This window comes from Butyricimonas muris, assembly GCF_046365375.1.
Taxonomy (GTDB): domain Bacteria; phylum Bacteroidota; class Bacteroidia; order Bacteroidales; family Marinifilaceae; genus Butyricimonas; species Butyricimonas muris.
On sequence record NZ_JBKEIT010000003.1, the window covers coordinates 362,135 to 387,526 of the forward strand.

General features: G+C 44.0%; 26 protein-coding genes. 13 read left to right on the top strand and 13 right to left on the bottom strand.

Features of this window, described 5'->3' with window-relative positions; genetic code table 11:
- Positions 1 to 325: 325 nt before the first annotated feature.
- The 6 genes from nqrF to ACK8P8_RS07005 all read right to left on the bottom strand — a co-directional run bounded on the left by nqrF (position 326) and on the right by ACK8P8_RS07005 (position 6,410).
- Complete coding sequence (nqrF, locus tag ACK8P8_RS06980; protein ID WP_099292251.1) at positions 326 to 1,594, bottom strand: NADH:ubiquinone reductase (Na(+)-transporting) subunit F; 1,269 nt, start codon at positions 1,592 to 1,594, stop codon at positions 326 to 328.
- A gap of 83 nt (positions 1,595 to 1,677) precedes the next feature.
- Positions 1,678 to 2,301 carry an NADH:ubiquinone reductase (Na(+)-transporting) subunit E gene (gene nqrE / locus ACK8P8_RS06985; RefSeq protein ID WP_099292252.1) on the bottom strand — a complete coding sequence of 208 codons (624 nt, stop codon included), beginning with the start codon at positions 2,299 to 2,301 and terminating at the stop codon, positions 1,678 to 1,680.
- A 23-nt stretch (positions 2,302 to 2,324) separates the two neighbouring features.
- The gene (locus ACK8P8_RS06990; RefSeq protein ID WP_099292253.1) at positions 2,325 to 2,969 is read right to left on the bottom strand and encodes an NADH:ubiquinone reductase (Na(+)-transporting) subunit D; all 645 of its coding nucleotides are present in this window, start codon (positions 2,967 to 2,969) and stop codon (positions 2,325 to 2,327) included.
- Positions 2,969 to 3,745, bottom strand: coding sequence for an NADH:ubiquinone reductase (Na(+)-transporting) subunit C (nqrC, locus tag ACK8P8_RS06995; protein ID WP_099292254.1), 777 nt, complete (start codon positions 3,743 to 3,745; stop codon positions 2,969 to 2,971). The genes ACK8P8_RS06990 and nqrC overlap by 1 nt, the downstream gene beginning before the upstream one ends.
- A gap of 71 nt (positions 3,746 to 3,816) precedes the next feature.
- Positions 3,817 to 4,965 carry an NADH:ubiquinone reductase (Na(+)-transporting) subunit B gene (locus ACK8P8_RS07000; protein WP_369860632.1) on the bottom strand — a complete coding sequence of 383 codons (1,149 nt, stop codon included), beginning with the start codon at positions 4,963 to 4,965 and terminating at the stop codon, positions 3,817 to 3,819.
- 89 nt (positions 4,966 to 5,054) lie between these two features.
- Positions 5,055 to 6,410 (bottom strand): Na(+)-translocating NADH-quinone reductase subunit A, encoded by a 1,356-nt coding sequence (locus tag ACK8P8_RS07005; protein ID WP_186975258.1) that lies wholly within the window; start codon positions 6,408 to 6,410, stop codon positions 5,055 to 5,057.
- Between the two features lie 246 nt (positions 6,411 to 6,656).
- Between ACK8P8_RS07005 and ACK8P8_RS07010 the strand changes: the two genes are divergently transcribed.
- Both ACK8P8_RS07010 and ACK8P8_RS07015 read left to right on the top strand, forming a co-directional pair.
- Positions 6,657 to 7,088, top strand: coding sequence for an META domain-containing protein (locus ACK8P8_RS07010; protein ID WP_227214597.1), 432 nt, complete (start codon positions 6,657 to 6,659; stop codon positions 7,086 to 7,088).
- Positions 7,089 to 7,437: 349 nt separating this feature from the next.
- Positions 7,438 to 8,055 (top strand): DUF1062 domain-containing protein, encoded by a 618-nt coding sequence (locus ACK8P8_RS07015; protein WP_410025662.1) that lies wholly within the window; start codon positions 7,438 to 7,440, stop codon positions 8,053 to 8,055.
- 124 nt (positions 8,056 to 8,179) lie between these two features.
- Here ACK8P8_RS07015 and ACK8P8_RS07020 read toward each other — a convergent pair whose 3' ends face one another.
- Positions 8,180 to 9,454, bottom strand: coding sequence for a bifunctional folylpolyglutamate synthase/dihydrofolate synthase (locus ACK8P8_RS07020; protein ID WP_369860631.1), 1,275 nt, complete (start codon positions 9,452 to 9,454; stop codon positions 8,180 to 8,182).
- 285 nt (positions 9,455 to 9,739) lie between these two features.
- On the opposite strand from ACK8P8_RS07020, the gene ACK8P8_RS07025 reads away from it, so the two are divergent.
- From ACK8P8_RS07025 to ACK8P8_RS07070, 10 genes are all read left to right on the top strand, one after another.
- Positions 9,740 to 10,111, top strand: a complete 372-nt coding sequence (locus ACK8P8_RS07025; RefSeq protein ID WP_369860630.1) for a bactofilin family protein — start codon at positions 9,740 to 9,742, stop codon at positions 10,109 to 10,111.
- A gap of 68 nt (positions 10,112 to 10,179) precedes the next feature.
- Positions 10,180 to 10,815 (top strand): redox-sensing transcriptional repressor Rex, encoded by a 636-nt coding sequence (locus tag ACK8P8_RS07030; RefSeq protein ID WP_099292265.1) that lies wholly within the window; start codon positions 10,180 to 10,182, stop codon positions 10,813 to 10,815.
- A gap of 497 nt (positions 10,816 to 11,312) precedes the next feature.
- Entirely contained in the window at positions 11,313 to 13,271 is a 1,959-nt protein-coding gene (gene thrS, locus ACK8P8_RS07035) for a threonine--tRNA ligase (RefSeq protein WP_410025664.1), read from the top strand.
- Between the two features lie 29 nt (positions 13,272 to 13,300).
- Positions 13,301 to 13,834: a translation initiation factor IF-3 gene (infC, locus tag ACK8P8_RS07040; protein WP_099292271.1), complete on the top strand. Its 534-nt coding sequence runs from the start codon at positions 13,301 to 13,303 to the stop codon at positions 13,832 to 13,834.
- 114 nt (positions 13,835 to 13,948) lie between these two features.
- Positions 13,949 to 14,143, top strand: coding sequence for a 50S ribosomal protein L35 (gene rpmI, locus ACK8P8_RS07045; protein ID WP_099292272.1), 195 nt, complete (start codon positions 13,949 to 13,951; stop codon positions 14,141 to 14,143).
- Positions 14,144 to 14,233: 90 nt separating this feature from the next.
- The gene (gene rplT, locus ACK8P8_RS07050; protein ID WP_099292273.1) at positions 14,234 to 14,587 is read left to right on the top strand and encodes a 50S ribosomal protein L20; all 354 of its coding nucleotides are present in this window, start codon (positions 14,234 to 14,236) and stop codon (positions 14,585 to 14,587) included.
- A gap of 101 nt (positions 14,588 to 14,688) precedes the next feature.
- The gene (gene dapB / locus ACK8P8_RS07055) at positions 14,689 to 15,420 is read left to right on the top strand and encodes a 4-hydroxy-tetrahydrodipicolinate reductase (RefSeq protein WP_099294517.1); all 732 of its coding nucleotides are present in this window, start codon (positions 14,689 to 14,691) and stop codon (positions 15,418 to 15,420) included.
- A gap of 24 nt (positions 15,421 to 15,444) precedes the next feature.
- Positions 15,445 to 16,815 carry a signal peptidase I gene (lepB, locus tag ACK8P8_RS07060; protein WP_186975269.1) on the top strand — a complete coding sequence of 457 codons (1,371 nt, stop codon included), beginning with the start codon at positions 15,445 to 15,447 and terminating at the stop codon, positions 16,813 to 16,815.
- Between the two features lie 71 nt (positions 16,816 to 16,886).
- Positions 16,887 to 18,227, top strand: a complete 1,341-nt coding sequence (locus ACK8P8_RS07065) for a PhoH family protein (protein WP_099292275.1) — start codon at positions 16,887 to 16,889, stop codon at positions 18,225 to 18,227.
- A 171-nt stretch (positions 18,228 to 18,398) separates the two neighbouring features.
- Positions 18,399 to 19,034, top strand: coding sequence for a LysE family translocator (locus ACK8P8_RS07070; protein ID WP_410025667.1), 636 nt, complete (start codon positions 18,399 to 18,401; stop codon positions 19,032 to 19,034).
- Here ACK8P8_RS07070 and glsB read toward each other — a convergent pair.
- Together glsB and glsA are read right to left on the bottom strand one after the other, a co-directional pair.
- Positions 19,014 to 19,967: a glycine N(alpha)-acyltransferase GlsB gene (gene glsB, locus ACK8P8_RS07075; protein WP_186975271.1), complete on the bottom strand. Its 954-nt coding sequence runs from the start codon at positions 19,965 to 19,967 to the stop codon at positions 19,014 to 19,016. The genes ACK8P8_RS07070 and glsB overlap by 21 nt on opposite strands.
- Before the next feature lie 10 nt (positions 19,968 to 19,977).
- Positions 19,978 to 20,793 carry a lyso-glycine lipid O-acyltransferase GlsA gene (gene glsA / locus ACK8P8_RS07080; protein WP_227214604.1) on the bottom strand — a complete coding sequence of 272 codons (816 nt, stop codon included), beginning with the start codon at positions 20,791 to 20,793 and terminating at the stop codon, positions 19,978 to 19,980.
- Positions 20,794 to 20,939: 146 nt separating this feature from the next.
- Between glsA and ACK8P8_RS07085 the strand changes: the two genes are divergently transcribed.
- Positions 20,940 to 22,628: a tetratricopeptide repeat protein gene (locus ACK8P8_RS07085; protein ID WP_410025668.1), complete on the top strand. Its 1,689-nt coding sequence runs from the start codon at positions 20,940 to 20,942 to the stop codon at positions 22,626 to 22,628.
- Between the two features lie 139 nt (positions 22,629 to 22,767).
- Here ACK8P8_RS07085 and ruvC read toward each other — a convergent pair whose 3' ends face one another.
- The 4 genes from ruvC to rpmA all read right to left on the bottom strand — a co-directional run bounded on the left by ruvC (position 22,768) and on the right by rpmA (position 25,370).
- The gene (ruvC, locus tag ACK8P8_RS07090) at positions 22,768 to 23,322 is read right to left on the bottom strand and encodes a crossover junction endodeoxyribonuclease RuvC (RefSeq protein ID WP_186975273.1); all 555 of its coding nucleotides are present in this window, start codon (positions 23,320 to 23,322) and stop codon (positions 22,768 to 22,770) included.
- A gap of 13 nt (positions 23,323 to 23,335) precedes the next feature.
- A complete protein-coding gene (locus tag ACK8P8_RS07095) occupies positions 23,336 to 23,638 on the bottom strand; it encodes a DUF4286 family protein (protein WP_292267336.1) in 303 nt (100 codons plus the stop codon).
- 57 nt (positions 23,639 to 23,695) lie between these two features.
- Positions 23,696 to 24,970, bottom strand: coding sequence for a serine--tRNA ligase (serS, locus tag ACK8P8_RS07100; RefSeq protein WP_186975275.1), 1,275 nt, complete (start codon positions 24,968 to 24,970; stop codon positions 23,696 to 23,698).
- A 139-nt stretch (positions 24,971 to 25,109) separates the two neighbouring features.
- Positions 25,110 to 25,370, bottom strand: coding sequence for a 50S ribosomal protein L27 (gene rpmA / locus ACK8P8_RS07105; RefSeq protein ID WP_099292283.1), 261 nt, complete (start codon positions 25,368 to 25,370; stop codon positions 25,110 to 25,112).
- Positions 25,371 to 25,392 lie beyond the last annotated feature (22 nt).

Below are 25,392 nucleotides of genomic sequence, written 5' to 3' on the forward strand. Positions count from 1 at the left end.
ATTTTAACTCATCCTCTGTTTATAGAGGAGGTGGCTGCGAAGCAGACGGAGGAGTTTCTTTAGAAATGGAGTTTTGGCACACGTGATCTTTCTTTCTTTTCCCCGTGTTTGTCGGCTCTTATCTTCTGACTACCTATTGACTAAGTCCTGACCAAGTCCTGTATAGACAGGAGTTAGTCAGGACTTACTCAGAACCTAGTCAGGACTTGGTCGCCATGATATACGGAGAAGAGCGGGAGATAAGCGTGGGAGAGGGGAAAAGAAAAACAGACCGGAATGTAAAGAGTCCGGTCTGTTTTTCTTTTTATGATTGAAGGAATTTGGTTTATCCTCCGAAGTTGTCGTACATCACGTTTTCATCGGGTACCCCCAAATCGTACAACATTTTGGTTACGGCCGCGATCATCATCGGGGGACCGCAGAGATAATACTCGATGTCTTCCGGGTTCTCGTGGTTTTTCAAGTAGGTTTCATAGATTACCTGATGCACGAATCCCGGCGTGTAAGCTACTCCGGCTGCATCAGCCACGGGGTCCGGTTTATCCAGAGCCAGCGTCCAATGGAAGTTAGGGTTCTCTGCTTGAATCTTGTTGAATTCATCCACGTAGGGAGCCTCTTGCAGGGCACGGGCACCGTAGAAGAAACTTACTTTACGATCCGTGTGCATCGTGTGGAACAAGTTGAAGATATGCGAACGCATCGGAGCCATACCGGCACCACCACCGATGAACATCATCTCGTTGTTGGTATCTCTCAGGAAGAATTCCCCGTAAGGGCCGGAAATGTTTACTTTATCTCCCGGTTTACGCGTGAAGATAAAAGAAGAACAGATACCGGGGTTCACGTTGGCAAATCCACCTATAGCTTTATCAAACGGGGGAGTCGCGATACGGATATTCAACATGATAATGTTGCCTTCTGCCGGAGAGTTAGCCATGGAATACGCGCGGTAAGTCGGTTCCGGGTTATGCATTTTCAGATCGAACATCTTCATACGTTCCCAGTCAGCCTTGTATTTCTCGTCAATATCCATGTCTTTGAAATCCACGTCAAGGGCGGGTACATCAATTTGTATATATCCACCCGATTTGAATTTCAAGTTTTCGCCTTCCGGTAATTTTACCACAAATTCTTTCAAGAATGTGGAAATATTTCTATTGGAAACCACTTCACATTCCCATTTCTTGATACCGAGTACTTCTTCCGGAACGCTCATCTCGATGTTTTCCTTCACTTTTACCTGACAAGCCAGACGCCAGTTATCGTGCTGTTGTTTGTACGAGAAGAACCCTGTTTCGGTCGGGAGTATAGACCCCGCGCCTGATTCTACCTGACAACGGCACATACCGCAAGAACCTTTTCCACCACAAGCGGAGGGAAGGAATATCTTGTTGTTCCCGAGTGTGGCAAGAAGCGTGGAGCCGGGCTCGGTAACTAATTCTTTTTCGCCTTGGTTGATGCTGACTTTCACTTCTCCCTTGGGGGTAAGTTTAGCTTTCGCGAACAAAAGCATACCCACGAGAAGCAGTGTCACGATGAGAAACACCACGATCCCCGACAGGACAATTGTTGTATTTATTGCTAATAAAATCATCTTACTAATTTTAGATTTATTGATTTTAAATTTTAAATTGTAAGTCTTGAAATTTACAATTTAAAATTTACAATTTAAAATTACTACAGGTTAATACCCAAGAAACTCATGAATGAAATAGCCATCAATCCGGTCACGATAAAGGTAATACCGATACCTCTAAGCGGGGCGGGGATGTTGGAATATTTCAGTTTCTCGCGTATGGCGGCGATACCCACGATAGCGAGCAACCAACCGATACCTGAACCTAAACCGAATGCCGTGGCCTCACCGATATTCGCGTATCCTCTCTCTTGCATGAACAAGGAAGCACCCATGATGGCACAGTTCACCGCGATCAACGGGAGGAAGATACCCAATTGGTTGTAAAGCGCGGGAGTGAATTTCTCCACGACCATTTCAACCAATTGCACGATAGCGGCGATGACCGCGATAAACATGATGAAACTCAAGAAGCTCAAGTCTATGTTAGCGGCAGCTTGTTCTCCCAATAACCACGCTAAAGCTCCTTTTTGTAACACGAAATTATCGAGCAGGTAGTTTACCGGAACGGTAATCAATAGCACGAATACAACGGCAATACCCAATCCGAACGATGTTTTCACGGTCTTCGATACGGCAAGGTATGAACACATACCCAAGAAGTAGGCGAAGATCATGTTATCGATAAATACAGACCGGACAAATATATTTAATAGATTTTCCATATTCTATTTTTCTTTTTAGTTCACTATTTCTGTTCTATCAACTCTTTGTTCCTTGAGCGTTGAACCCAAATGATCAATCCTACGAGCATCAAAGCCATCGGGGGGAGGATCATCAACCCGTTGTTCTGGTATCCCCAATCGTAGAATATCTGGGGGATAACTTTAAAACCGAACAGAGTTCCGGAACCCAGTAATTCACGGAAGAAGCCCACGATCACAAGTACCAGACCGTATCCCAAACCGTTGCCGATACCGTCAAGCAGAGAGGGCCACGGTTTGTTTGCTAACGCGAAAGCCTCGATACGTCCCATGATAATACAGTTCGTGATGATCAAGCCGACGAATACGGATAGTTGTTTACTAACCTCGTAAGCGAACGCTTTTAAAACTTGGTCTACCATAATTACCAAAGCGGCAACTACCACCAATTGCACGATAATACGAATACGTGTCGGTATGGTGTTCCGTAGCAACGAAAGGATCACGTTAGCGAATGCCGTTACTGCCGTTACCGAAAGAGCCATCACGATGGCGGGTTCCAGTTTTGCCGTCACGGCGAGAGCAGAACATATACCCAACACTTGCACGAGTACCGGGTTATCCTTGTTCAACGGACCGAGTAATAATCCCCGGTTCTTGGCTGAAAATAATGTTTCTTTATCGCTCATTACTGTATTTGTTTTAAGAATTGTTCGTAACATTTTAGATAATCGGCAATCATCGTTTCAACGGCTTTCGACGTGATTGTTCCTCCCGAAATACCGTCTACTTCGTGGGCACCGGTAGCGTTTCCGCCTTTTTTCACGGTAATTGCTTTTAGGGTTGAGTTGTCGAAGATCGTCTTGCTCTTGAATTGCTCTTTAAAGAACGGTTGGGTGATTTCGGCTCCTAACCCGGGAGTTTCTCCCTTGTGGTCGAACAGCACGCCGTAAACCGTGTTCTTGTCCTCGTTCAAGGAGAGATATCCCCATACCGGACCCCAAAGTCCTGCCCCGTAAACCGGAAGTATGTATTTGATTGCTCCGTCAACGTCAGCGACAAATACCGGGAATTTGATATCTGCCAATGCTTTATCGTCTTTTATTACTTCGGCAATCATGCGTCCGTCTTTCAACGCTTTTTGCAGTTCCGGACTATTCTTGATGGCTTTCTGAAGTTTTTTTCCTTCCACGGGAATGTCAACTTCAAAAGCATTTCCCTCGATGGCCTCTCCCTTGTAATTCAGAATGAATTGTCTTTTGATAATTTTGTCGAACAACTCTTTTGAAGTTTCCGGGGTTGAATTGACATTCACCGAGCTCAGTATATTCTGTCTTTTCTCGTTCTCTATATTCTCATCTTGCAGTGGTTTTAGTGAAAGAGATACCACGGCCAATATAGCCGCCACCACGACAACCAAAACGATGGAATAGATAAAGGTATATGTATTTCCTTGTTTGTTCATCTCTATTAATTTTAAATTTTAGATTTTAGATTTTAAGATTAGAGTGAAATTTACAATTTAAAATTTAAAATCTACAATTGTGCGGTTTTGGCTCTTTTAAGTCTGCGTTTGATGTTTCCTTGAACCACGAACCAGTCGATAAGCGGGGCAAAGGTGTTCATCAACAGGATAGCGAGCATCATACCTTCCGGGTAACCGGGGTTCAGCGTACGAATCAGGATGGCCATCACACCGAGGATAAATCCGTATATCCATTTTCCTTTTTCCGTTTGAGCGGAAGTCACGGGGTCGGTTGCCATGAACACGGCTCCGAATGCGAATCCACCCATGATGAGGTGTGCGATCGGGGTGATTGCGGCGTACGGGTTCGTTTCCGGTAACGTGTAGTTTAATAACAACGCCATACAGTATCCCCCGATAAAGGTGGAAAGCATAATCTTCCAGCTGCCGATACCTGTCGCGATCAATAAGATTGCTCCCAGTAAAATGCAGAATGTGGAGGTTTCACCGATAGAACCGGGAATCAATCCCCAGAACATGGATGCCATGTCATAGGTCGCCGGTAAGCCTTGAGAGGCTTCGGCCAGCGGGGTAGCTTGTGAGAATCCGTCGGGCATTCCGGCAATCCAAACCTTGTCCCCCGAAATCATGGAAGGGTAGGAGAAGAAGAAGAATGCACGGGCTAATAAAGCGGGATTCCAGATGTTCATACCGGTACCACCGAAAATCTCTTTACCGATAATCACGGCGAAGGCGGTAGATACTCCCACCATCCAGAGGGGTGCGTTGACCGGCATCACCATCGGGATTAATAATCCCGACACGAGGAATCCCTCGTTGATCTCGTGTCCTCTGATTTGCGCGGCGGTAAATTCTATCGCCAGTCCTACCACGTAGGAAACGATGATCATGGGCAACACTTTCCATAACCCGTAGAAGAACATTTCGAAAAGTCCGGATTCTACTCCCAAGGCTTTGAAGTGTTGGTACCCCACGTTGTAAATACCGAACAACAAGGCGGGAACCAGTGCCAGTACCACGATGATCATGGTTCTTTTCAAATCGATACCGTCCCTGATGTTACACCCTGAACTTGTCGTGCGATTAGGCACGAAAAGGAAAGACTCGAAACCGGTGAAAACGGAATGAAGCTTTTCCAGCTTGCCTCCCTTTTCGAATTTTGGTTTCTGCTTGTCTAAATATTTGCGTAAGAAATTCATCTTTAATATTTTAAATTTTAGATTTTAGATTTTAAATTTTCGAATCGTAAGCGTTTTAGAATTTACAATTTAAAATTTACAATTTAAAATCAGTTCAGTTCTCTAATCATTAACTCTATACCTTTTTCCAGAATCTCTTGAACGGGAGTCTTGGAGGTACAAACGAATTCACACAAAGCCATGTCTTCCGGTGCAATCTCGTACATGCCGAGTTGTTCCATCTTATCAAGGTCTTCGGCCAAAACTGCTTTCAGCAAGTACACGGGCAGAATGTCCATGGGAAGGACTTTCTCGTATTGTCCGGTAACCACGAAAGCCCGCTCTTCCCCGTTATAGTTCGCGTTCAGCGAATACTTCTTGTTCGGGCACAAGAATGACGGGAAGGTTTTGGAGAGCGAGAATTTGTTGAAGCCCGGCATAGCCCAGCCCAAAAATTCATAATTGTCGCCTTCCGGGATAACCGTTACCATATTATTATAGTACCCGAGATAATTGTCCTCGTCGGTTTTATAACCCGTGAGCACGTTTCCGGATATAATACGTTGGTGTACTTGATTTTTCAAATTGCCTTTCACGAGGCACTTAATTTGGGCTCCCATGATCGTCTTGTAGTAAGCGGGTTTCTCCACCTCTGAACCGGCAATGGCGATCACTTTGCGGGCATCGAATTTACCGGTAGTGAATACCCGTCCGATGATGGCAAGATCCATGGCGTTTACCACCCACACGATATCCCCTTTGTTGATCGGGTTCAAATGGTGAATTTGTATCCCTACATTACCTGCCGGGTGCGGTCCGGAGAAATAATTCACGTCCACGTTTTTCAGTTTCGTGAAAATAGAGGTGGAAGGAGTCCCTTCTCTCAAATTGAGATTCACGTTTTTCTCGCACAATTTCTTTAAGCAATCGATTCCGGCTTGAAGCGCGGGAAGCTCATCCGCGAGGGTTACGTCATAATCCGGTGCAAGCGGCGCAGAATCAAATCCCGATACGAATATCGCTTTCGGCATATCTTCCGGGTTAGCGATGATGTCGTACGGGCGTTGTTTGATCATAGGCCAAACACCACTGTCGAGCAACTTTTCGATGATTTCTTTTCTGGAAAGTTGGTTCGCGTCGGCACTCCCGAAATCCCGGTATTGGATTTGATCATCCGCTTTGACGACAACTTCCAGTAGTTTTCTTCTTTCACCTCTGTTGACGGCTTCGATAGTACCGCTGACGGGTGCCGTGAATTTGACTTCGGGTCGGTATTTATTAATAAACAATACATCGCCCGCCTTCACTTGGTCGCCTACCTTTACTGCAAGTTTAGGAGTAAGTAACCGGAAATCTGTCGGTTTTACTGCATAGAGATTGCATTTCTCCACGTTTTTTACCACGTTTTCCGCTTCTCCTTTCAACTTGATATCAAGGCCTTTTTTCAGTTTTATCACCTTGGACATTGTTTTATTATATTTTTGATATGTAGATAATTATTTCTCTTCCACGCATAAAAATGGTGTTTTAAAAATACGTGCAAATATATAATCAATTATTGAATTTATTCAGTAATTCAAAGGTTAATTCTTGCAATAGAATGCTTTTTTTAGCTTTGAGTATCGGGTTGGTATATTCCTATTTGGCATAGTATTTGTTGAGATTAGTGTGAAAATGATTAATATGATATTATCCAAAATAGTGATCGAGTTATGAAAGGTATGATAGTTTGTTGCTTTATAACAGTTCTGGCGATTTCGTGTAAATCCGCTAAGGAAAGCGTTTCTCTGACGGGAGTGAAGTGGGTGGCGGAAAGCTTGAACGGAAAAGAAATTAAATTCAAGGAGGCGCAGAGCGAGGTTTTCTTTACTCTTGACGCCACCGATAAAAAGGTTTCCGGGAAAGCGGGTTGCAATCGTTTTTTCGGGACTTACGATTTGAACGAGTCGGAATTGGCGTTTAGCGGGATGGGGGCGACGAAGATGGCCTGCCCGGATATGGATATCGAGGCTTCGTTCTTCAAGGTGTTGGAAGATACAAAGAGTTTCGTGATCAAAAACGACAAGCTGACTCTGAAAGATGCCAACAACGTGATAGCGGTATTTAAGGCCTTGGATGAAAAGGCAGACAAGAAGAAAAAATAGTTTATAGTTTGATTTTTCGTGATAGAAAAGGGGCTTGTCGGCAACGATAAGTCCCTTGTTGTTTATTTAACTTGTGGTTTATGCGCTTTCCCGATAAAATAGTTATCTTTACCTCGAAATTATAAGTATCCACATTTTGAGAACAATTCTTAGATTTATACTGGTTTAATATTTAGCCCTGTAAACCGCGGGTTAATAATTCTTTCGTTCGAGTAATTCTACTTGAAAAGGTTTTCTATTTCATTTTTATTCATGGCATTGCTCTTTTGAAGGGCATGAGACGCGTGTTGTAGCGCGATGTCGTGAATCATAACAAGACTTTCAAAGAATATTAGGTACGGTATAGATCATGAGAACAGAGTATACATGGGAAATAAAGATTAAAAACACTCCCGCTTTAGAAAGAAAATGTAACCGATGTAATTGTAATAAATTTTATTGCAGCAACAAATTCAGAATGAATGCGCAAAAAAGGAACATTGATGTATGGCTGATTTACAGGTGTATGGAATGTGACAGTACATATAATTTGACGATATTGTCACGTACAAAACCCGAACTGATAAGAAAAGATTTGTTCACCAAGTTTTCGGACAATGATGAAGATATAGCTTGGGAATATGCTTTCTCGCTCGAAACGGCACGGAAAAATAATGTCAAATTTGATTACAATAGTGTTGAATACGAGATAGAGCATGATAATATTTCGATAAATGATATACTGAACGCGGGAGATGAATCGGTAGTATTCAAGATTCAAACCGATTTTGAATTTGAACTTAAATTATCCTCCGTCATTCGCCATTGTTTAGGTGTATCTGCAAGTCAATTAAATCAAATGATTGAAGTTGATGCTGTTTTTACCCCCGAAGGCTATCCGATAAAGAAGCATAAAGTCAAGAATGGAGATATTGTATTGATAAACAAAGAGAAGTTACAAGGTATCAAATCTTTGGGTAGCGTTTGATTTTTAGGAATTTCTATTTCGAGATTACCGGAAAAGTCCTTCTTGAACGGGGCGAAAAATCTCTTGTCCGCGGTAGCTTGCACGAGGTTCTTCGCTTTGTTCGAGAGGGGCCTTTCCGGTGATGTCAGATAACTTCAGCTACCACGAATGTACTTCCCCCGATATAGATCATGTCATCGGGAGTGGCGGCGGCTTTTGCTTCCGCGTATGCTTCCGCGACGGTCGGGTACGTTTTACCGTGTAAATGGTGGGCTGCCGCTTTTTCCGCCAATACATGCTCATCCATTGCCCGGGGGATAGACGCTTTACAGAAATAGTAGATCGCGTCTTTCGGTAAGATATGCAATACGCTATCCACGTCTTTGTCGTTCACCATGCCCATGACGAAATGGAGTCGTTCGTACTTGCACGTTTCCAGTTGAGCCGCGATCTCCGTCAACCCGTCAATATTGTGTCCCGTGTCACAAACCGTGTAAGGGGCACGGGATAATTCCTGCCAGCGTCCGAGTAATCCCGTGTAGCGAATCGTGTTCGCTATACCGTCATGTATATGTTGATCCGAAATGTTTATCCCTTGCGCCCGTAGACTCAATACCGTTTCCAAAACCGCGGGGATGTTTTTGCGTTGGTACAATCCTTTCAGATCCGGATGCAGGTTGTCGAACGTGATGCCTTGCTTGTTTTTTAGATTGTAAGTGTTACCCGGGGTGCGCTCCGCGTTCCAGTTGTCGGAAGCAAATTCAAGCGTCGTACCGCACTCTTTGGCTCTCCCGATAAACACGAAATCGGTATCGGCATCCCTCGTGCCGACGATTGCCGGAACGTTTGGCTTGATGATTCCCGCTTTCTCGCGGGCGATCTTTTCCAGCGTATCTCCCAGAAGTGCCATGTGGTCGAATGAAATATTCGTGATCACGGAAGCCAGAGGTGTGATGATATTCGTGGAATCGAGCCGTCCGCCCAACCCGACCTCTATCACGGCGATGTCCACTTGTTGATCGGCGAAATACTTGAATGCCATGGCTACCGTCATTTCGAAAAATGAAGGTTTTATACCCGTGAAAAGAGTTTTGTTCTCTTCCACGAAGTCAATCACGTATTGCTCGGGCATCATTTCCCCGTTAATCTTGATTCGTTCGCGGAAGTCCTTCAAGTGAGGGGAGGTGTATAGCCCGGTCTTGTATCCCGCTGTTTGTAAAATAGAAGCGAGCATGTGTGACACGGAACCTTTCCCGTTGGTTCCGCCCACGTGTATCGTTTTGAACCGGTGATGCGGTGCACCGAAATACTCGTCCAGTTTTAACGTGTTATCCAGATTGGCTTTGTACGCGGCTTTTCCCTCGCGTTGATACATGGGAAGTTGGGCGAACAGCCATTCTAAAGTTTCATTGTAATTCATATATCCTCTGTATTAAAACAAGTTCTCGTTATTGAACGGGCAAAAGTAGTAAAAATATGATGAGGGTATCATCTTGCAAAACGATTTGTTGTTTCTTGTCTAATTGGTGGACATCGTGCGGGTATCACTCTTTTTAGATGTTTCTTGGTAAATATGTGTTGTTTTATAATATTTGTTTTTAAATAGTTACATGGTTTGGTTGAAGTATTTTGATTTATTTTTACTAACTTTCAGTCCTGAAAATATCGTGTTGATAGTAGTATGATTTATTAAGAGAAAGAATATATGGGAAAAGAAGTACAGACCATCTTGAATCTTTTGAGTGAAGGTATCGTTGTGGAAGGTGATATTCGGACGACGAAAGATATACGGATTGACGGCACGCTCGTTGGTACGGTGCAGACCAATGGTCGTTTGGTTTTGGGTCCTGCCTCCAAAGTGACCGGAGGGGTAAATTCCCCGAGTATAGATATTTACGGGCAAGTTGAAGGGGACATCGTTTCGACAGGCTCTATCGTGTTGAGAAAAGACTCGAAAATCAAGGGAACGATAACCACGCGCACGATGATTGTTGAGGCGGGAGCGACTTTTAACGGGGAGAGCAAAATGCTTGCCGGAAAGGAAAAGAGCGAGCTGCCAAGTGGAGGAGAAAAATAAATAATGCAGATTATTTACATCGTTTTCGATGAAAAGATATAAATTTGCAGCGAAATTATTGACGATATATGGCTAACGATAGTAAAATAGTTCCGGTTCCGGTACTCAGGCGGATGCCTGCTTATCTTTCATTCGTGAAAACCTTGCAGAAGCAGGGAGAGAAGTACGTGTCATCGACAAGAATAGCCGAATACATGGAAATTGATGCCACGCAAGTGACGAAAGATCTATCACATACCGGGATATCCGGTAAGACTCGGGTGGGGTACGAGGTGGACAATTTCGTGGAAATCCTTGATGATTTTCTCGGATTCAATAAGATGAATAACGCTTTTCTCGTGGGAGCCGGTTCGTTAGGAGGAGCCTTGTTGCAAGATAAGGGATTGAGAAACTTCGGTCTGAATATCCAAAAGGCTTTCGACGTGGATAAATCGAAAATCGGCACGAAAATCAATGACGTGGAGATATTTCATATCGATCAGTTCCGCGGTATGCCCACCGAATGTAACGTGGCCATCGGAATCATCACGGTTCCGGCAGATTGCGCGCAAGCGGTAGCCGATTTAATGGTGGCATGGGGAATCAAAGCCATTTGGAATTTTACCCCCGCGCGCATTAAAGTACCTTCGCATATAGCTGTCCAGAATAGTACTATTTACACGAATCTGGCAATCCTATTTAATAAATTGCACGGGCAGGAATAGGTTCAATCTCTTCGGGTTAGGTGTGTCACAAGGGGGATGCCGGGGATAATCTCTACCGGTGGATGTTGTTTGCTGTTTGTTTGGGGGGTAAAAGAATGGGAAGACATGTTTTTCAAGTGTGTTAAATAAGCGTATTTTTTGCAAAAACGTGGGCTAAGAGTGGGCGATAAGTAGGCGAAGTGTAGGCGATGTCGCCTAACAGTCAGGCAAAAGTCGCCTAATAGCCGTCCTATGGTACAGGTCTACTGGCAGTCGTGGGATGTCTTGGGAAAAGTTGGGGACTTTTTTTATCCGAACACGAGATATAGATATGTTTGTATTATCTTTGTTCGAGGAATAAACAATATAAAGCCCGGAAGTTGTAAGAGTTTTGTATTTTTCTTAAATGTAGTCGATTAAATCTGATCGAATCTATTACTCGTGTGTTGTTTTTCCGATGTTTTTTCGTACTTTTGCAACTTGTAAATTACAATTAGTAATAACTAAAAGAAAGCAGAATGGTAAAGATTAAATTTCCCGATGGGAATGTAAAAGAGTTCGAGTCCGGGGTTACCGGCATGGACATAGCTAAGTCGATTAGCCATAAGCTGGCTAAGGAAGTGTTGTCGATATCCGTCAATGGAGTCACGTGGGACTTGACGCGGGGGATAACGACAGACGCCGAGATTAAGCTGTATACATGGGACGACGAAGAGGGACGCCATGCTTTCTGGCACTCGTCTGCACACCTTATGGCAGAAGCTTTGCAGGCTCTTTACCCGAATATCAAGTTCGGTATAGGACCGGCTATCGAGAATGGTTTCTACTATGACGTGGATCCCGGAGAAGGTGTTGCCATCCAAGAGAAAGATTTAGTGGAGATTGAAAAGAAGATGCTGGAGTTGGCAAGGAAAAACGAGGAGTATTGCAGGATAGACGTTAGCAAGCAAGAGGCGTTGAATCATTTTTCATCCCTCGACGAAACATATAAAGTTGAGTTAATCAATGATTTGGAAGACGGTACGATCACGTATTACCGTCAGGGGGATTTCACGGACTTGTGTCGCGGACCGCACTTGCCCGATACATCCTATATCAAAGCGATCAAGTTGACATCCGTTGCCGGGGCATACTGGAGAGGGGACGAGCACAATAAGATGCTGACCCGTATCTACGGTATCACTTTCCCGAAGCAGAAGATGTTGGACGAGTGGAACGTGTTGATGGAGGAGGCGAAGAAGCGTGACCACCGCAAGATAGGCAAGGAGATGGAATTGTTCATGTTCTCGCAAGCCGTGGGTTCGGGATTACCCATGTGGTTGCCGAAAGGCGCCATGTTGCGCGACCGTTTGGAGGCTTTTTTGAGAAAGGTACAGAAGAAATACGGTTACGAGCAGGTAATTACCCCGCATATCGGTAACGTGAACTTGTACAAGACTTCCGGGCACTTCCAGAAGTACGGGAAGGATAGTTTCCAAGTGATCACCACGCCGCAAGAAGGCGAGGAGTTCATGTTGAAACCGATGAACTGCCCGCATCATTGCGAGATATACAAGTTTAAGCCCCGCTCGTACAAGGATCTTCCGGTGCGTTTTGCCGAGTTCGGTACGGTGTATCGTTACGAGCAGAGTGGTGAATTGCACGGGTTGACAAGGGTACGCGGTTTTACTCAAGATGACGCTCACTTGTTCTGTACGCCCGATCAATTGAAGGATGAGTTCAAGAAAGTGATTGATATTATATTCACGATCTTCAAAGCGTTGGATTTCGAGAACTTCACGGCGCAGGTATCGTTGAGAGACCCGAATAACAAGGAGAAATATATCGGTTCGGACGAGAACTGGGAGAAGGCGGAAACTGCCATCATCGAGGCTGCTGCCGAGAAAGGTCTGACAACTACCGTGGAATTGGGTGAAGCCGCGTTCTACGGTCCGAAATTGGACTTCATGGTGAAAGACGCTATCGGTCGGAAATGGCAATTGGGTACGATTCAAGTGGATTACAACCTGCCGGAACGTTTCGATTTGGAATACACGGGTGCCGATAACCAGAAGCATCGTCCGGTGATGATCCACCGCGCGCCGTTCGGAAGTATGGAGCGTTTCGTGGCGGTTTTGATCGAGCACACGGGTGGTAAATTCCCCTTGTGGTTGACCCCGGATCAGGTTGTAGTGCTTCCGATTAGCGAAAAATATAACGATTACGCGGAAAAAGTTGTAAATTTCTTAAATAATTCCGACATTCGCACCGTTTTAGACGACCGTAACGAGAAGATAGGTCGGAAGATACGTGATAACGAGTTGAAAAAGATTCCTTACATGTTGATTGTCGGGGAGCAGGAAATGAACGAAAATAAAGTTTCCGTGCGCCGTCAGGGTGAAGGTGACAAGGGATCGATGTCGACGGAAGAGTTTGCAGAGATGATAAATAAAGAGGTAGAGATGCAGTTGAACGCTATCTACAATGAAAATAAATAATAAAAGGAGGATTAATTATAGCAAGGACAATGGAATTTAGGGGCAGAGGTCAAAGTGACAAGCCACAGCACAGAATTAACGAGCAGATAAGAGCCGCTTCTGTGAGAGTCGTTGGTGAAAACGTGGAACCGGGGGTTTATCCCGTGAAAGAGGCTTTAGCGATGGCTGAAGCTGCCGGAGCGGATCTGGTAGAAATATCTCCCAATGCCGATCCACCCGTGTGCAGGATTATTGATTATAGTAAGTTTCTGTACCAGTTGAAGAAAAAGCAGAAAGAGATTAAAGCCAAGAGCGTGAAAGTGGTCGTGAAGGAGATTCGTTTCGGACCCCAGACAGATGACCATGATTTCAATTTCAAGTTGAAACACGCGATTGAGTTCTTGAAAGAGGGTGCTAAGGTGAAAGCCTACGTTTTTTTCAAGGGACGCTCTATCTTGTTTAAGGATCAAGGGGCTACATTGTTGGAACGCTTTGTCGATGCTTTGGAAGATTACGGTAAATTGGAATCCGCTCCCATGCTGGAGGGGAAGAAGATGATTGTGATGATTACTCCTAAAAAATAGTTTAGAATTTGGGTTTTAGAATTTAGAATGAAATCTAAAATTTAAAATCTAAAATTTGAATTGAAAGGATTTTTTATAATTACATATTCTGAAACACAATTAAATTTAGAACAAATGCCAAAGATGAAGAGTGTAAGTAGCGCGAAGAAAAGATTCGTTCTGACCGCTACCGGGAAGATTAAAAGAAAACATGCTTTCAAAAGTCATATTTTGACGAAAAAAGCAACGAAGAGAAAAAGAAATTTGACTCATAGTGCTATTGTTGATTCTACTAACATGGCTACCGTGAGAAAGATGCTTTGTATCTAATCTAAGAAATTAAATTAAAAGTAATTAACCGGAATGTTATGCCTGACAAGTTTCTGAAAAGAACGCTAACATTCAAAAAAAACAAGAATTATGCCAAGAGCTAAAAATGCCGTTGCTTCGAGAGCACGTAGAAAAAAGGTTTTAAAACAGACCAGAGGTAACTTTGGTGCAAGAAAAAATGTCTGGACGGTTGCTAAAAACACGTATGAAAAAGGTTTGACGTACGCGTACCGTGACAGAAAGAAGAAAAAATCAGAATTTAGAGCACTGTGGATTCAGAGAATTAATGCCGCGGTTAGAATGGAAGGTTTAACTTACTCCAAATTTATGGGCTTGGTTCATAAGGCTGAAGTAAACATGAACCGTAAAGTTCTTGCTGATCTGGCTATGAATCAACCGGAAGCTTTCAAAGCTGTAGTGGCGAAAGTGAAAGAGTTAGCTTAGTAATTATAAAATATCGGAAAAAGGCTGCCCTCGGGTAGCCTTTTTTTTTAATTAAAATGTTACCTTTGCGTGTCAGTGGTATATTTTATTTATTTAGAATAATGAAGATTGCATTACTAGGATACGGGAGAATGGGAAAAGCTATCGAACGATTGGCTCGGGAGCGCGGTCACGAGATTGTTTTAATCGTGGATGAAACAAATCGGGCTTCGTGTACGGACGAGCAGTTGAAGCAAGCGGACGTGGCGATAGAGTTTACAACCCCGGCTGTTGCCGTGGATGATTACGGCTGGTGTTTTCGCAACGGGGTTCCCGTGGTATCCGGTACAACCGGGTGGCTGGAGAGATGGAGCGAAGTGACGGAATTATGCAACGAGACGGGGGGGGCGTTCTTTTACGCGTCGAATTACAGTATAGGGGTGAATATATTTTTTCACTTGAACCGATGGTTGGCTAAGACCATGGCGGGGTTTGATAATTATAAGGTATTCGTGGAGGAAACGCACCATGTACATAAACTGGATGCACCCAGTGGTACGGCAATTACTTTGGCTGAAGGAATTTTAGAGGAACACCCGAAATATTCTTCTTGGAAACTGGATGAAGGAGAGGTGAAAGCCGGCGAGTTGCCGATCAAGGCAAAGCGTGAAGGAGAAGTGCCCGGTATTCATGCCGTGACGTATAAATCGGAAGTGGACGAGATTCAGATATATCATTCCGCCTTTTCCCGTGACGGCTTTGCTCAAGGTGCCGTGATGGCTGCTGAATTTCTTGCCGGGAAGAAGGGGGTTTACGGGATGGATGATCTTTTGGAGTTGAAAGTTAAAAACTAAAAGTTTAGAATTAAGAACGAAGATATGAGAAATGTATTGACAAATAAATGGTTTAAGTTCGGGATAGTTCTTTTTATATACTTGTTGTGGACGTTGTGGGTACAGAGTTGGTGGTTGCTGATCGGGGTACCTGTATTGTTTGATATCTATATCTCGAAGAAAGTACATTGGGCATTCTGGAAGAAAAAGAACGTGGAGAAGCAAACGAAAGCCGTCGAGTGGATTGATGCTTTGATATTTGCCGTTATTGCCGCCACGCTGATCAGAATGTTTTTTTTCGAGGCGTACACGATCCCGACGTCTTCCATGGAGAAAACCATGCTCGTGGGGGATTATTTGTTCGTGAGTAAGGTCGCTTACGGACCGAAGTTGCCGAACACCCCTTTATCAGTACCTTTTACACATCATACCTTACCTTTCACGCAATCCACGAAAGCGTATTCCGAGGCAATACAGTGGCCTTACAAGCGCATCGGCGGGTTGGGCAAGGTGAAACGGAATGATATTGTCGTGTTTAATTTCCCAGCGGGGGATACGGTTGTCGTGGGGAACGAGAATCCGGACTATTATTCACAGATACGTAGCCATGCGAACTACATGGAGCAGGTTGCTAAAGAAAAAAATATGGATTTGACACCGGAAGAAGCATGGACGTTTGCCCGGAATCAAATATGGAAAGAGAAGGACATCATCGCCCGCCCGGTGGATAAACGGGAAAACTATATCAAGAGATGCGTGGGGATGCCGGGAGATGTGTTGGAGATGAAAGATGCCGTGTTATACGTGAACGGGCAAAAGGAAGAGAATTACGCTACCATGCAGTTGAATTATCATATTAAGGTGACTTCCCCGTTTAATCAATTGAAGTTGCAGGAGATGGGGATTGCTTTGGATGACATTCAATATTACAATAATAATTATAAGTTGCCTTTAACACCGGAGATGTTGGAGAAGATCAAGGCGATGCCTAACGTGGTTTCTGTTACTCGAGAGACGGAGCGGGGAGAGGTGTTCCCGTATAGTGAGGCTTACCCGTGGACGAGAGATGATTTCGGTCCGCTGCCGATTCCGAAGAAGGGGGAAACGATTGATCTGACTATCGAGAATTTACCTTTGTACGAGCGTATTATCGGGGCTTACGAGGAGAATAAGCTGGAAGTGAAGGATTCCGTTATCTATATAAACGGGAATCCAGCGGATAAATATACCTTCAAAATGGATTACTATTGGATGATGGGTGATAATCGTCATAATTCGGCGGACTCCCGTTACTGGGGATTCGTGCCCGAAGATCATATCGTGGGTAAGGCTTATTTCATCTGGCTTTCCTTGGATAAGGATAAATCTTTCTTGGGTAAGATACGATGGAACAGGATGTTCCGGTTTATACATTAAAAAAAAGCGGCTAAGCCGCTTTTTTTGTTAATTAATTTATTAACTTGTCAGTGTTTTGAAATACTACAATTATGGCAAAGAGTAAAACTAAAAAGACATTTGTATTAGATACGAACGTTATCCTTCATGATTATAGATCGATTTACAATTTCGAGGATAATGATATCGTTATCCCGATAACGGTTCTCGAGGAGTTGGATAAATTCAAACGGGGAAATGACCAGATTAATTACCACGCGCGGGAGTTTGCGCGGGAATTGGATCAGATTTCGGGGGAGGATTTCTTTGTTAAAGGAGCTTCTTTGGGTAAAGGCAAAGGAAATCTTTTTATCCAGACGGGAGTGCCGTTTAACGAGAAGATAAACGAGTCGTTCAGTGAGGATATTCCGGATCACAGGATATTGGCTATTGCCGCTTATATTACAGAGAAGAGGAAGGGTGAAAAGGTTGTTTTGGTGTCGAAAGATATGAATTTGAGGATGAAAGCGAGGTCTCTGGATATTTTGGCAGAGGACTATAAGACGGATCAAGTGAAGAATTTGGAAGTGTCGTTGAGCAAGTGCGTGATCACGAAAGAGGATTTCTCGCAAGACTTGATCGCCAAACTTTACGAGAGCGGGGAAGCCGGGGTTCCGGTGGAAACGTTCTTCCCGAAAGAGGATATTAAAGGAAATAATTATTACATATTAAAGAATGGCAGTAATTCCGTTCTGGCCTGTTATGATCCTACGCGGAGAGTTGTGCGGAAAGTGGAGAAGTTGAATACTTTCGGTATCTATCCGAAGAACTCGGAGCAGGCATTCGCGTTGGATGCATTGATGAACCCGAATATATCCCTTGTTGCCTTGAGTGGTAAGGCGGGAACGGGTAAGACATTGTTGGCGTTAGCGGCGGCATTGCAACAAAATAAGGCTTTCGAGCAGATTTATCTGGCTCGTCCTATCGTGGCATTATCCAATAGAGATTTAGGGTATTTACCGGGTGACGTGAACGAGAAAGTAGGTCCTTATATGCAGCCTCTATTCGATAATCTGGCGGTTATCAAGCATCGTTATAATATGCATAGTCAGGAGAACCGCTTGATTGATGATATGTTGAAAGACGAACGTTTGGTTATTTCCGCGTTGGCATACATCCGCGGACGGAGCTTGTCAAACGTGTTCTTTATCGTTGACGAAGCCCAGAACCTTACCCCGCATGAGGTGAAGACGATTATCACACGTGCCGGAGAAGGGGTGAAGATGGTGTTCACGGGAGATATTGACCAGATCGATTCTCCTTATCTGGATCGTCAGTCTAACGGTTTGTCACATCTGTTCGACCGAATGCAGGGACAAGAGATTTTCGCCCACGTGCATCTGGAGAAAGGGGAACGGAGTTACCTTGCAGAGGTGGCTAGTAACTTGTTGTAATAGTCGAATTAGTAGTTTATAAGGTTTATAAAGTTCATAAAGTTTATAAGGTTCATAGCCCCCTGCGGGGCGCTTTGTCCACGACAGCTTTAGCTGTCGATAAATATAGTCCGAAGGACACCCGTCACTTTATAAACCTTATAAACTTTATGAACTTTATAGACTCATTTTATGAATATATTGGGATTTCTGGGTGCGGCAATTCTGTTGACATTGATGCCGGGACCCGATATTTTGTTCGTGATAACACAAAGTATTATCCGGGGAAAAAAGGCGGGAATCATTTTTGCTTGTGGGTTGTGTACCGGGTTGATCGCTCACACGGCGGCAGTCAGTTTGGGACTTTCCTTGATTCTGTACAAATCTCCGGTGGCCTTTGCCGTGCTGAAGTATCTGGGGGCGGGGTATTTAATCTATCTGGGTATCAAGTCTTTCATTCATCGTAACGAGAACTCGATGGAGTTGCCTGCTTCCGGGGGAGCGGAATACAAGCTATACCGCAAGGGTATTCTGATGAATGTCTTGAACCCCAAGGTTCTCGTGTTTTTTATAGCGTTTTTTCCCGGATTCGTCAATCCGGCAACGGAGAATCCGGCAGGTGAATTCCTGTTGCTGGGCGTGCTTTTTATGGCACAGGCTATCGTTATATTCTCGCTGGTAGCTTTGTTGGCAGACCGATTATCCCGTCGTTTGATGCAAAACAACCGTTTCTCGTTGATTATGCATATCATCGAGTCGTTGGTGTATTTCGCTATCGGTATCAGTTTGATCTTCGTGACCGTGGGCTCAGAACTTCCTCAAGCGTAATATGCGGGGGATATATGTTGAAATATGACGCGCTTTTTTCGTATCGTAGACGTCGGCTATTTTAATTAAAATAGCTGTTTCTTCCACACCGCCGAATCCCGGGTTTATCGCCGTGCCGAATGATTTCATCGAGGGCGACAGGCTCATGTAGGCGTTCACGAGAGGAGGTATGTTTTCCCCTTGTTCACGCACGTAACGGGAAAGTATCCTGTAATCTTCCTCGTAACTGTTCCCGCAGAGGATGCTGCCGAGTTTTCTATCGTCGATATGTATTTCCAAAGGAACGATTGGTTCAACCAATCCTTCGTTGTCTTTAAAATACTTGCGCATGAAGAAAAGTATCATGTCGCGGGCTTTTATGTTGAAGCTGGTGTACATGGTGACTTTACCGAAGAAGTATTCCATCTCCGGGTTCTCCACGGTAAGGGCTCCCAATCCGTCCCATAGATTATCCAAGGCAAAAAGGGATTTCCGTCCCATTTTGGTGGATTGATACAAAGGTTGAACGAAAGAGCGTCCGAGTTCTATCATCTTGGTGAGGTACTCCTTTTTGAATCGCTCTGAAAAACGGAATAACTCCGTGGTCGCGAGATTGGGCTCTCCCTCCGCGTTCAGAGAGAGGTTGTCGCAAAGGATATAACGGTAGCCACCCAGTATTTCCTGCTCTTTCGGGTCCCACACGATAAGTTGCTGATAGGGTACCTGTTCATCCACGTCGAACGGGTCTATATCTACTTCTTTTCCTGTTCCGCCCCCCGCTGTCCTGAAAGTCAATTCACGTAACCGTCCGACCTCTCTCATGAGGTTGGGACTGTTGAAGGCATTGAACGAGTATATTTCATTATTGCCTTTATTGGTTTTCCGGATAAATCTTTCTTCCGTTAATTCAGCTAGCAATTTTGCTTTATCGACAGGATAAATAACTGGTTGCATAATTTAGAATCTATAAACTATATACGTTTTTTTTCACTTCTGCTGCCCACTCTTTGGGAGTCTTACTTTTATCGAACGTTTCCCACGGAATGGGTTTACCTATACTTAATGTGAATGTAGAACCTTTTTTATTGAATGTTTCCTTGGGAAGGCACATCATTTCGAGGTTTACTTTCAAGCCTATTTTTTTTCTGAAGTTAGCGAGGTTGTAGAAGAACTTGGAGTTCTCGCCTTTCACGTGTATCGGAACAATATCACGTTGGTATTTCACGGCTTTCACGATAAAACTCTTTTGCCACTCGGGATCAATGATTACCCCCTTGGTCTTACGGCTGACCATCCCTGCCGGGAAGGTGATTATTTGCGCGTCGGAAGCGAAAGCGTTTTCGAGATCGGCAGCGGCTTCTTTTGCCAGAGCCCCGTGCTTGTTGACCGGCAGGAAGATGTTGTTCAAGTTCTTCAAGTTCATCAACAAATCGTTTACCGGGAATTTTAACGGACTGTATTTTCTACCTAAATAGGAGATTAGTATAATTCCGTCCGGACCGCCGAGAACGTGGTTGGCGGCGAATATATATCGTCCGTTGGGATCGGGAAGGTTTTCTTCTCCCTCGATTTTAAAGGATAAGTCAAGGTATTCCATGACTCCGTCAGCGAAATCGAGTCCCTTGCGGTCCCCGTATTTCGAGATAAAATCGTTGATTTGGTCCTGGCAAATTAATCTTTTTAAGAATGAATAAACGAATTTAGGAATCCAGCGTGCTAATTTTGGATTTTTGCTCTTAAAAAGTTGTTCAATGTATATCGGTTTAACAGTTTCTTCCATAATTATTGTGAATTGCTCTCTCTTACTTCAAAAGTTTTGACAAAGATAAAAAACCTTATTCAATAAAATTCGTTATAGAGGATATGAATTGAAAAATATGAACATTTTTAATGAATGGAATAAGTTGAACGCAAAAAAAGAGAACTATGAAAAAATTATCTTTGATAACTAGTGGAGTTATTTTGATGCTTTCTTTCTTGATGGTGGGGTGTAATACCATGAAGAAGTTAGAGAGAGAAGCCATCGAAACGGCAGTAGTGGGGAAGGTCTCACCTCAGCAGTTGACAGCGGTGGATGGAACGGTGAATTTTAATTATAATATTGCTTTCGCTCCCAAGCAGTTTTATAAGAAGTTAATTTTGAAAGTGACTCCCAAGATGCAATATCCCGGTGGAGAAGAGGCTATGGCACCACTTTATTTCCAAGGAGAGAAAGTGAAAGGAACGGATTATCCCGTGGTAGAGTACAAGGGTAATACAATGGCAACTTATAATTTGTCTTTCCCGTACCGTGACGGTATGCAGAAAGGCGTGCTAATCGCGGATATCGAGGCAATCATGAAGAACAAGAGCGTTACTTTGACTCCTGCTATATTGAACACGAACGGGGTGAAAGAGTGGAAAACTTACGCTTATTCCTTACCTAATAATCCTAACGCGATACCGTTGTTTACCGAAACATTCGTGAAAGATGTTCCCGCTACGGGCGTAGGTGTGGTCAGCGGTTATGTATTGTTCCCGTTATCTCAATCCGTGATCACGGACGCGCAAAAGAAATCAACCGTGATGACGCAGGCCGCCAAGGTTATGAAAGAAGTGTTGGCTAATAAGGATGCCAAGATCACGAAGATGGTCATGTATGTTTCCAGTTCTCCTGAAGGACCGGAGAGATTGAACAAGAATCTAACGACGAACCGTTTCAAGGCTGCCAAGTCTTTCTTCGAGAAAGACCTTGCTCTGGCAAATACTCCGGTGGCAAAGGATTCCAAACTTATCGTGTCTAATTTGGTAGACGAGAATTGGGATGGTTTGTATCTGTTGTTGGATGACTCTAATATACGGAATAAAGCCGCGATCGTGAAAGATTTGAAGGCTGCCCCGAGTTTGGCAAAACGTGAAGCTGTTCTTGATTCATATATCAAGTCGGTTCCGGAGTTGAAAGATGTTGTTCTTCCTGTTCTTCGTCGTGCTGACTTTTTTATATTCTACACGATGCCTGCTGTTATACAGGTAGAGAATCAGGCAACTGCTTATTATGTACCTCAATTACAGGAAAATTCAGTGTTGTCTGCACAGACTGACGTGAGTTTATTGAATGATTTGGCCGCTATGGCTATCCGGAATAAGGATTACCGGAAAGCCAAGAAGTTGTTGGAGTCGGCTGCCGTGATGAAAGAGCAACCGGAAGTGTTCAATAATCTGGGTATTGTCTACCAAAACGAGGGAAATAACGCGCAAGCCCAAAATATGTATTCCAAAGCATCTATCAAGAAAGAGGCCAAGTACAATTTAGGTATGTTGCTATTGCAGCAAGGCGAGTATAACAAGGCTATTCCTTACTTGAAAGCAATGCCCGATGTAAACCTTGCTTATGCGCAATTGATGGCTAATGACAATCGTGCCGCTTTACAGACCTTCAAGAGTTTGAACTTGACGACAGGATATGAATATTACTTGATGGCTGTAGCTGCTGCCAGATTGAAAGATACGCAGACCATGGCTGACGCTTTGCAGAAAGCGATACAGCTTGATCCGCAAATGAAAGAAAAAGCTCAGATGGATAGAGAATTTTATCCTTACGCGCAAGAAACGATTTATTTGAATATTGTTGATTAAAATTGTTTGACTTTGCATTGTTGAATAGGGTTATAGCGGAGGCTATGACCCTATTTGCTATTGTATAAAAGCCAACCTGCAACTTGCAGAGCCGTAGGCTCAACTTGTTACTTGCAACTTTGTAAAGCAATTTATCGCTTTACAAAACTTTATCCGGATTCTGTTTGATGAAATCTCCCCAGTCTTTGCATTTGGAACCGCCTGTTGTCGGAAGGTTGCCTTGTATATGGTGGCAATAAGCGATGGCGATAGCGTCCGTTTCGTCCAGTGTCGAAATGGTGTCTGGCATAACCATAAACTTGCCTAACAGGATGGCAATCTGTTCTTTTGATGCCTCTCCTGTACCCGTGATGCTCATCTTGATTTTTTTAGGAGCGTACTCGAAGATAGGTATGTTGCGTTGCAGCGCGGCAGCTATAGCTACGCCTTGCGCACGTCCCAACTTGAGCATGGATTGGATGTTTTTCCCGTAAAACTGTGATTCAATGGCTAATTCGTCCGGGTGATAGGAGTCAATGACTTGCAGGGTTCTCTGGAATACCCGTTGTAACTTCAGATATGGATCATCCAGTTTCTTCATGTCCACGACTCCGGACACGACAAGTTCGGGTCTGCTGTTCTTTCCGGTAGTGCGGAGAATCGCGTATCCCATGAAATTAGTTCCGGGATCGATGCCCATGATTAGTTTTTCCATATCCTTTAGATTTCTATACTTCTTCCAGCGTGGTGCTGAAATGAAGCATTCTTTCTCCGAACATTTCTGTCAATACACCCAGTAATTTTTCTTTGTATAATTCCATGAAAACAGCGTAATCGTCTGCAACGGAGAAAACGAGTTGCAGGGAGAATGATTTCCCATCCTCTTCATTTACCAGTATTCTGGTGAACAGAACGTCACAGCATACTCCTTTGGTTTTGACGAAAGGAATATAAAATTCGTGGATGGCTTTTCTGAATGCCCCCTCTATTTCTTCTTCGACGTGGAATGTTGTGTTGTAGATAAAACGCATAGGTGTCGAGATGAAATTTAGGACGTGACCGCTGACGGTCATGTCCTAAATTGATTATTATCTGATATAGTCCGTACCCATGAATCCGCGTAAAACGTCGGGTACACGGATGCCTTCCGGTGTTTGGTTATTTTCCAGCAAGGAAGCTACGATTCTCGGCAGAGCTAGCGCACTACCGTTAAGCGTGTGAGCCATGATGGTTTTCTTCTCTCCTTTGTCCCGGAAACGCAGTTTCAAGCGATTCGCTTGGTATTCCTCGAAATTGGAGACGGAACTGACTTCCAACCAACGATTCTGGGCTTTGGAATATACCTCGAAATCGTAAGTAAGGGCAGACGTGAAACTCAGGTCACCACCGCACAACCGAACGATACGGTAAGGTAGTTCCAGTTTTTGCAACAAGCCTTCCACGTGTTTTACCATACCGTCCAGAGCCTCGTAAGACGCTTCCGGGCGAGTGATTTGCACGATTTCCACTTTATCGAACTGGTGCAGACGATTCAATCCGCGCACGTCCTTACCGTATGAACCCGCTTCCCGGCGGAAACAAGCCGAATAGGCTGTGTTTTTTACCGGCAACTGGTCCGCGTCAAGAATAACATCCCGGTAAAGGTTCGTTACCGGAACTTCTGCTGTCGGGATAAGGTAAAGTTTATCCTCGTTCACGTAATACATTTGTCCGTCCTTGTCGGGCAATTGTCCGGTTCCGAAGCCGGAATCTTCATTCACCACAAGGGGCGGTTGTACTTCCTCGAACCCGGCTTTGATGTTTTCCTCCAGAAAGAAATAGATCAAGGCTCTTTGTAAACGGGCTCCCAATCCTTTGTACACGGGGAATCCGGCTCCGGTGATTTTTACACCTACCTCGAAATCGATTAATTGATATTTCTTTGCCAGATCCCAGTGGGGGAGTTGTCCTTCCTCGTGGGCGGGCACATTGTCGCATACTTTCACGATCACGTTGTCGGCATCGCTTTTGCCGGGAGGTACGGAGTCGTGGGGAAGGTTCGGCAGGCGCACGATGAGCGTGTTCAACTCGTTCAGCGTTTCGTTGTGCTTGGTTGTCAATGCGGCGATTTCCTCTTTCAAACGGGTGGTGTTTGCACGGGCAGTTTCCGCTTCCTCTTTTTTTCCTTCTTTCATCAACGAGCCGATTTGTTTCGAGATGCTATTCATTTCGGCTTGTTTATCGTCTGATTCTTTTTGAAGGTTCTTTCTCTCGTTGTCAAGAGAGATGATTTTTTCTACTAATTCCTTGGCATCAAAGTTTTTCACGGCTAATTTACGAATCACCGTTTCTTTGTTTTCCTGAATAAATTTAAGGTTTAGCATCCCGTCTTAATTTTAGGTTTTAGATTTTAGATTACGGGAACAAAAGGCTTTTGAGGATACCGTTGTTCCGGGGTGTAAAAATAAAAAAACTCCTGTACTTTACCAAGGACAGGAGTTCGAAATATGTTCATTTTTCTGTTTACTCGGCAATAGCTTCAACAGAAACGTACGATTTGTTGTCTTGTTTCTTTTTGAAAACAACTTTTCCGTCGATCAACGCAAACAAGGTATGATCTCTACCTAATCCCACGTTCAAACCGGGGTTGTGTACAGTTCCTCTTTGACGAACAATAATACTACCAGCCTTGGCGAATTGTCCGCCGAAAATCTTTACTCCTAATCGTTTGCTTTCTGATTCACGACCGTTCTTAGAGCTACCGACTCCTTTCTTGTGTGCCATATCGTCTTATAATTTTAGAAGT

Excerpts from the sequence above, each read along its gene's own strand:
- serS (WP_186975275.1), bottom strand. The coding sequence starts at position 24,970 with ATGCTAAACCTTAAATTTATTCAGGAAAACAAAGAAACGGTGATTCGT.
- ACK8P8_RS07015 (WP_410025662.1), top strand. The coding sequence starts at position 7,438 with ATGAGAACAGAGTATACATGGGAAATAAAGATTAAAAACACTCCCGCT.
- ruvC (WP_186975273.1), bottom strand. The coding sequence starts at position 23,322 with ATGGAAAAACTAATCATGGGCATCGATCCCGGAACTAATTTCATGGGA.
- glsA (WP_227214604.1), bottom strand. The coding sequence starts at position 20,793 with ATGGAAGAAACTGTTAAACCGATATACATTGAACAACTTTTTAAGAGC.
- dapB (WP_099294517.1), top strand. The coding sequence starts at position 14,689 with ATGAAGATTGCATTACTAGGATACGGGAGAATGGGAAAAGCTATCGAA.
- ACK8P8_RS07020 (WP_369860631.1), bottom strand. The coding sequence starts at position 9,454 with ATGAATTACAATGAAACTTTAGAATGGCTGTTCGCCCAACTTCCCATG.
- rpmA (WP_099292283.1), bottom strand. The coding sequence starts at position 25,370 with ATGGCACACAAGAAAGGAGTCGGTAGCTCTAAGAACGGTCGTGAATCA.
- ACK8P8_RS07070 (WP_410025667.1), top strand. The coding sequence starts at position 18,399 with ATGAATATATTGGGATTTCTGGGTGCGGCAATTCTGTTGACATTGATG.
- ACK8P8_RS07030 (WP_099292265.1), top strand. The coding sequence starts at position 10,180 with ATGGCTAACGATAGTAAAATAGTTCCGGTTCCGGTACTCAGGCGGATG.
- thrS (WP_410025664.1), top strand. The coding sequence starts at position 11,313 with ATGGTAAAGATTAAATTTCCCGATGGGAATGTAAAAGAGTTCGAGTCC.
- nqrF (WP_099292251.1), bottom strand. The coding sequence starts at position 1,594 with ATGATTTTATTAGCAATAAATACAACAATTGTCCTGTCGGGGATCGTG.
- ACK8P8_RS06990 (WP_099292253.1), bottom strand. The coding sequence starts at position 2,969 with ATGAGCGATAAAGAAACATTATTTTCAGCCAAGAACCGGGGATTATTA.
- glsB (WP_186975271.1), bottom strand. The coding sequence starts at position 19,967 with ATGCAACCAGTTATTTATCCTGTCGATAAAGCAAAATTGCTAGCTGAA.
- rplT (WP_099292273.1), top strand. The coding sequence starts at position 14,234 with ATGCCAAGAGCTAAAAATGCCGTTGCTTCGAGAGCACGTAGAAAAAAG.
- ACK8P8_RS07025 (WP_369860630.1), top strand. The coding sequence starts at position 9,740 with ATGGGAAAAGAAGTACAGACCATCTTGAATCTTTTGAGTGAAGGTATC.
- rpmI (WP_099292272.1), top strand. The coding sequence starts at position 13,949 with ATGCCAAAGATGAAGAGTGTAAGTAGCGCGAAGAAAAGATTCGTTCTG.
- lepB (WP_186975269.1), top strand. The coding sequence starts at position 15,445 with ATGAGAAATGTATTGACAAATAAATGGTTTAAGTTCGGGATAGTTCTT.
- ACK8P8_RS07065 (WP_099292275.1), top strand. The coding sequence starts at position 16,887 with ATGGCAAAGAGTAAAACTAAAAAGACATTTGTATTAGATACGAACGTT.
- nqrE (WP_099292252.1), bottom strand. The coding sequence starts at position 2,301 with ATGGAAAATCTATTAAATATATTTGTCCGGTCTGTATTTATCGATAAC.
- ACK8P8_RS07005 (WP_186975258.1), bottom strand. The coding sequence starts at position 6,410 with ATGTCCAAGGTGATAAAACTGAAAAAAGGCCTTGATATCAAGTTGAAA.
- ACK8P8_RS07010 (WP_227214597.1), top strand. The coding sequence starts at position 6,657 with ATGAAAGGTATGATAGTTTGTTGCTTTATAACAGTTCTGGCGATTTCG.
- ACK8P8_RS07085 (WP_410025668.1), top strand. The coding sequence starts at position 20,940 with ATGAAAAAATTATCTTTGATAACTAGTGGAGTTATTTTGATGCTTTCT.
- nqrC (WP_099292254.1), bottom strand. The coding sequence starts at position 3,745 with ATGAACAAACAAGGAAATACATATACCTTTATCTATTCCATCGTTTTG.
- ACK8P8_RS07095 (WP_292267336.1), bottom strand. The coding sequence starts at position 23,638 with ATGCGTTTTATCTACAACACAACATTCCACGTCGAAGAAGAAATAGAG.
- ACK8P8_RS07000 (WP_369860632.1), bottom strand. The coding sequence starts at position 4,965 with ATGAATTTCTTACGCAAATATTTAGACAAGCAGAAACCAAAATTCGAA.
- infC (WP_099292271.1), top strand. The coding sequence starts at position 13,301 with ATGGAATTTAGGGGCAGAGGTCAAAGTGACAAGCCACAGCACAGAATT.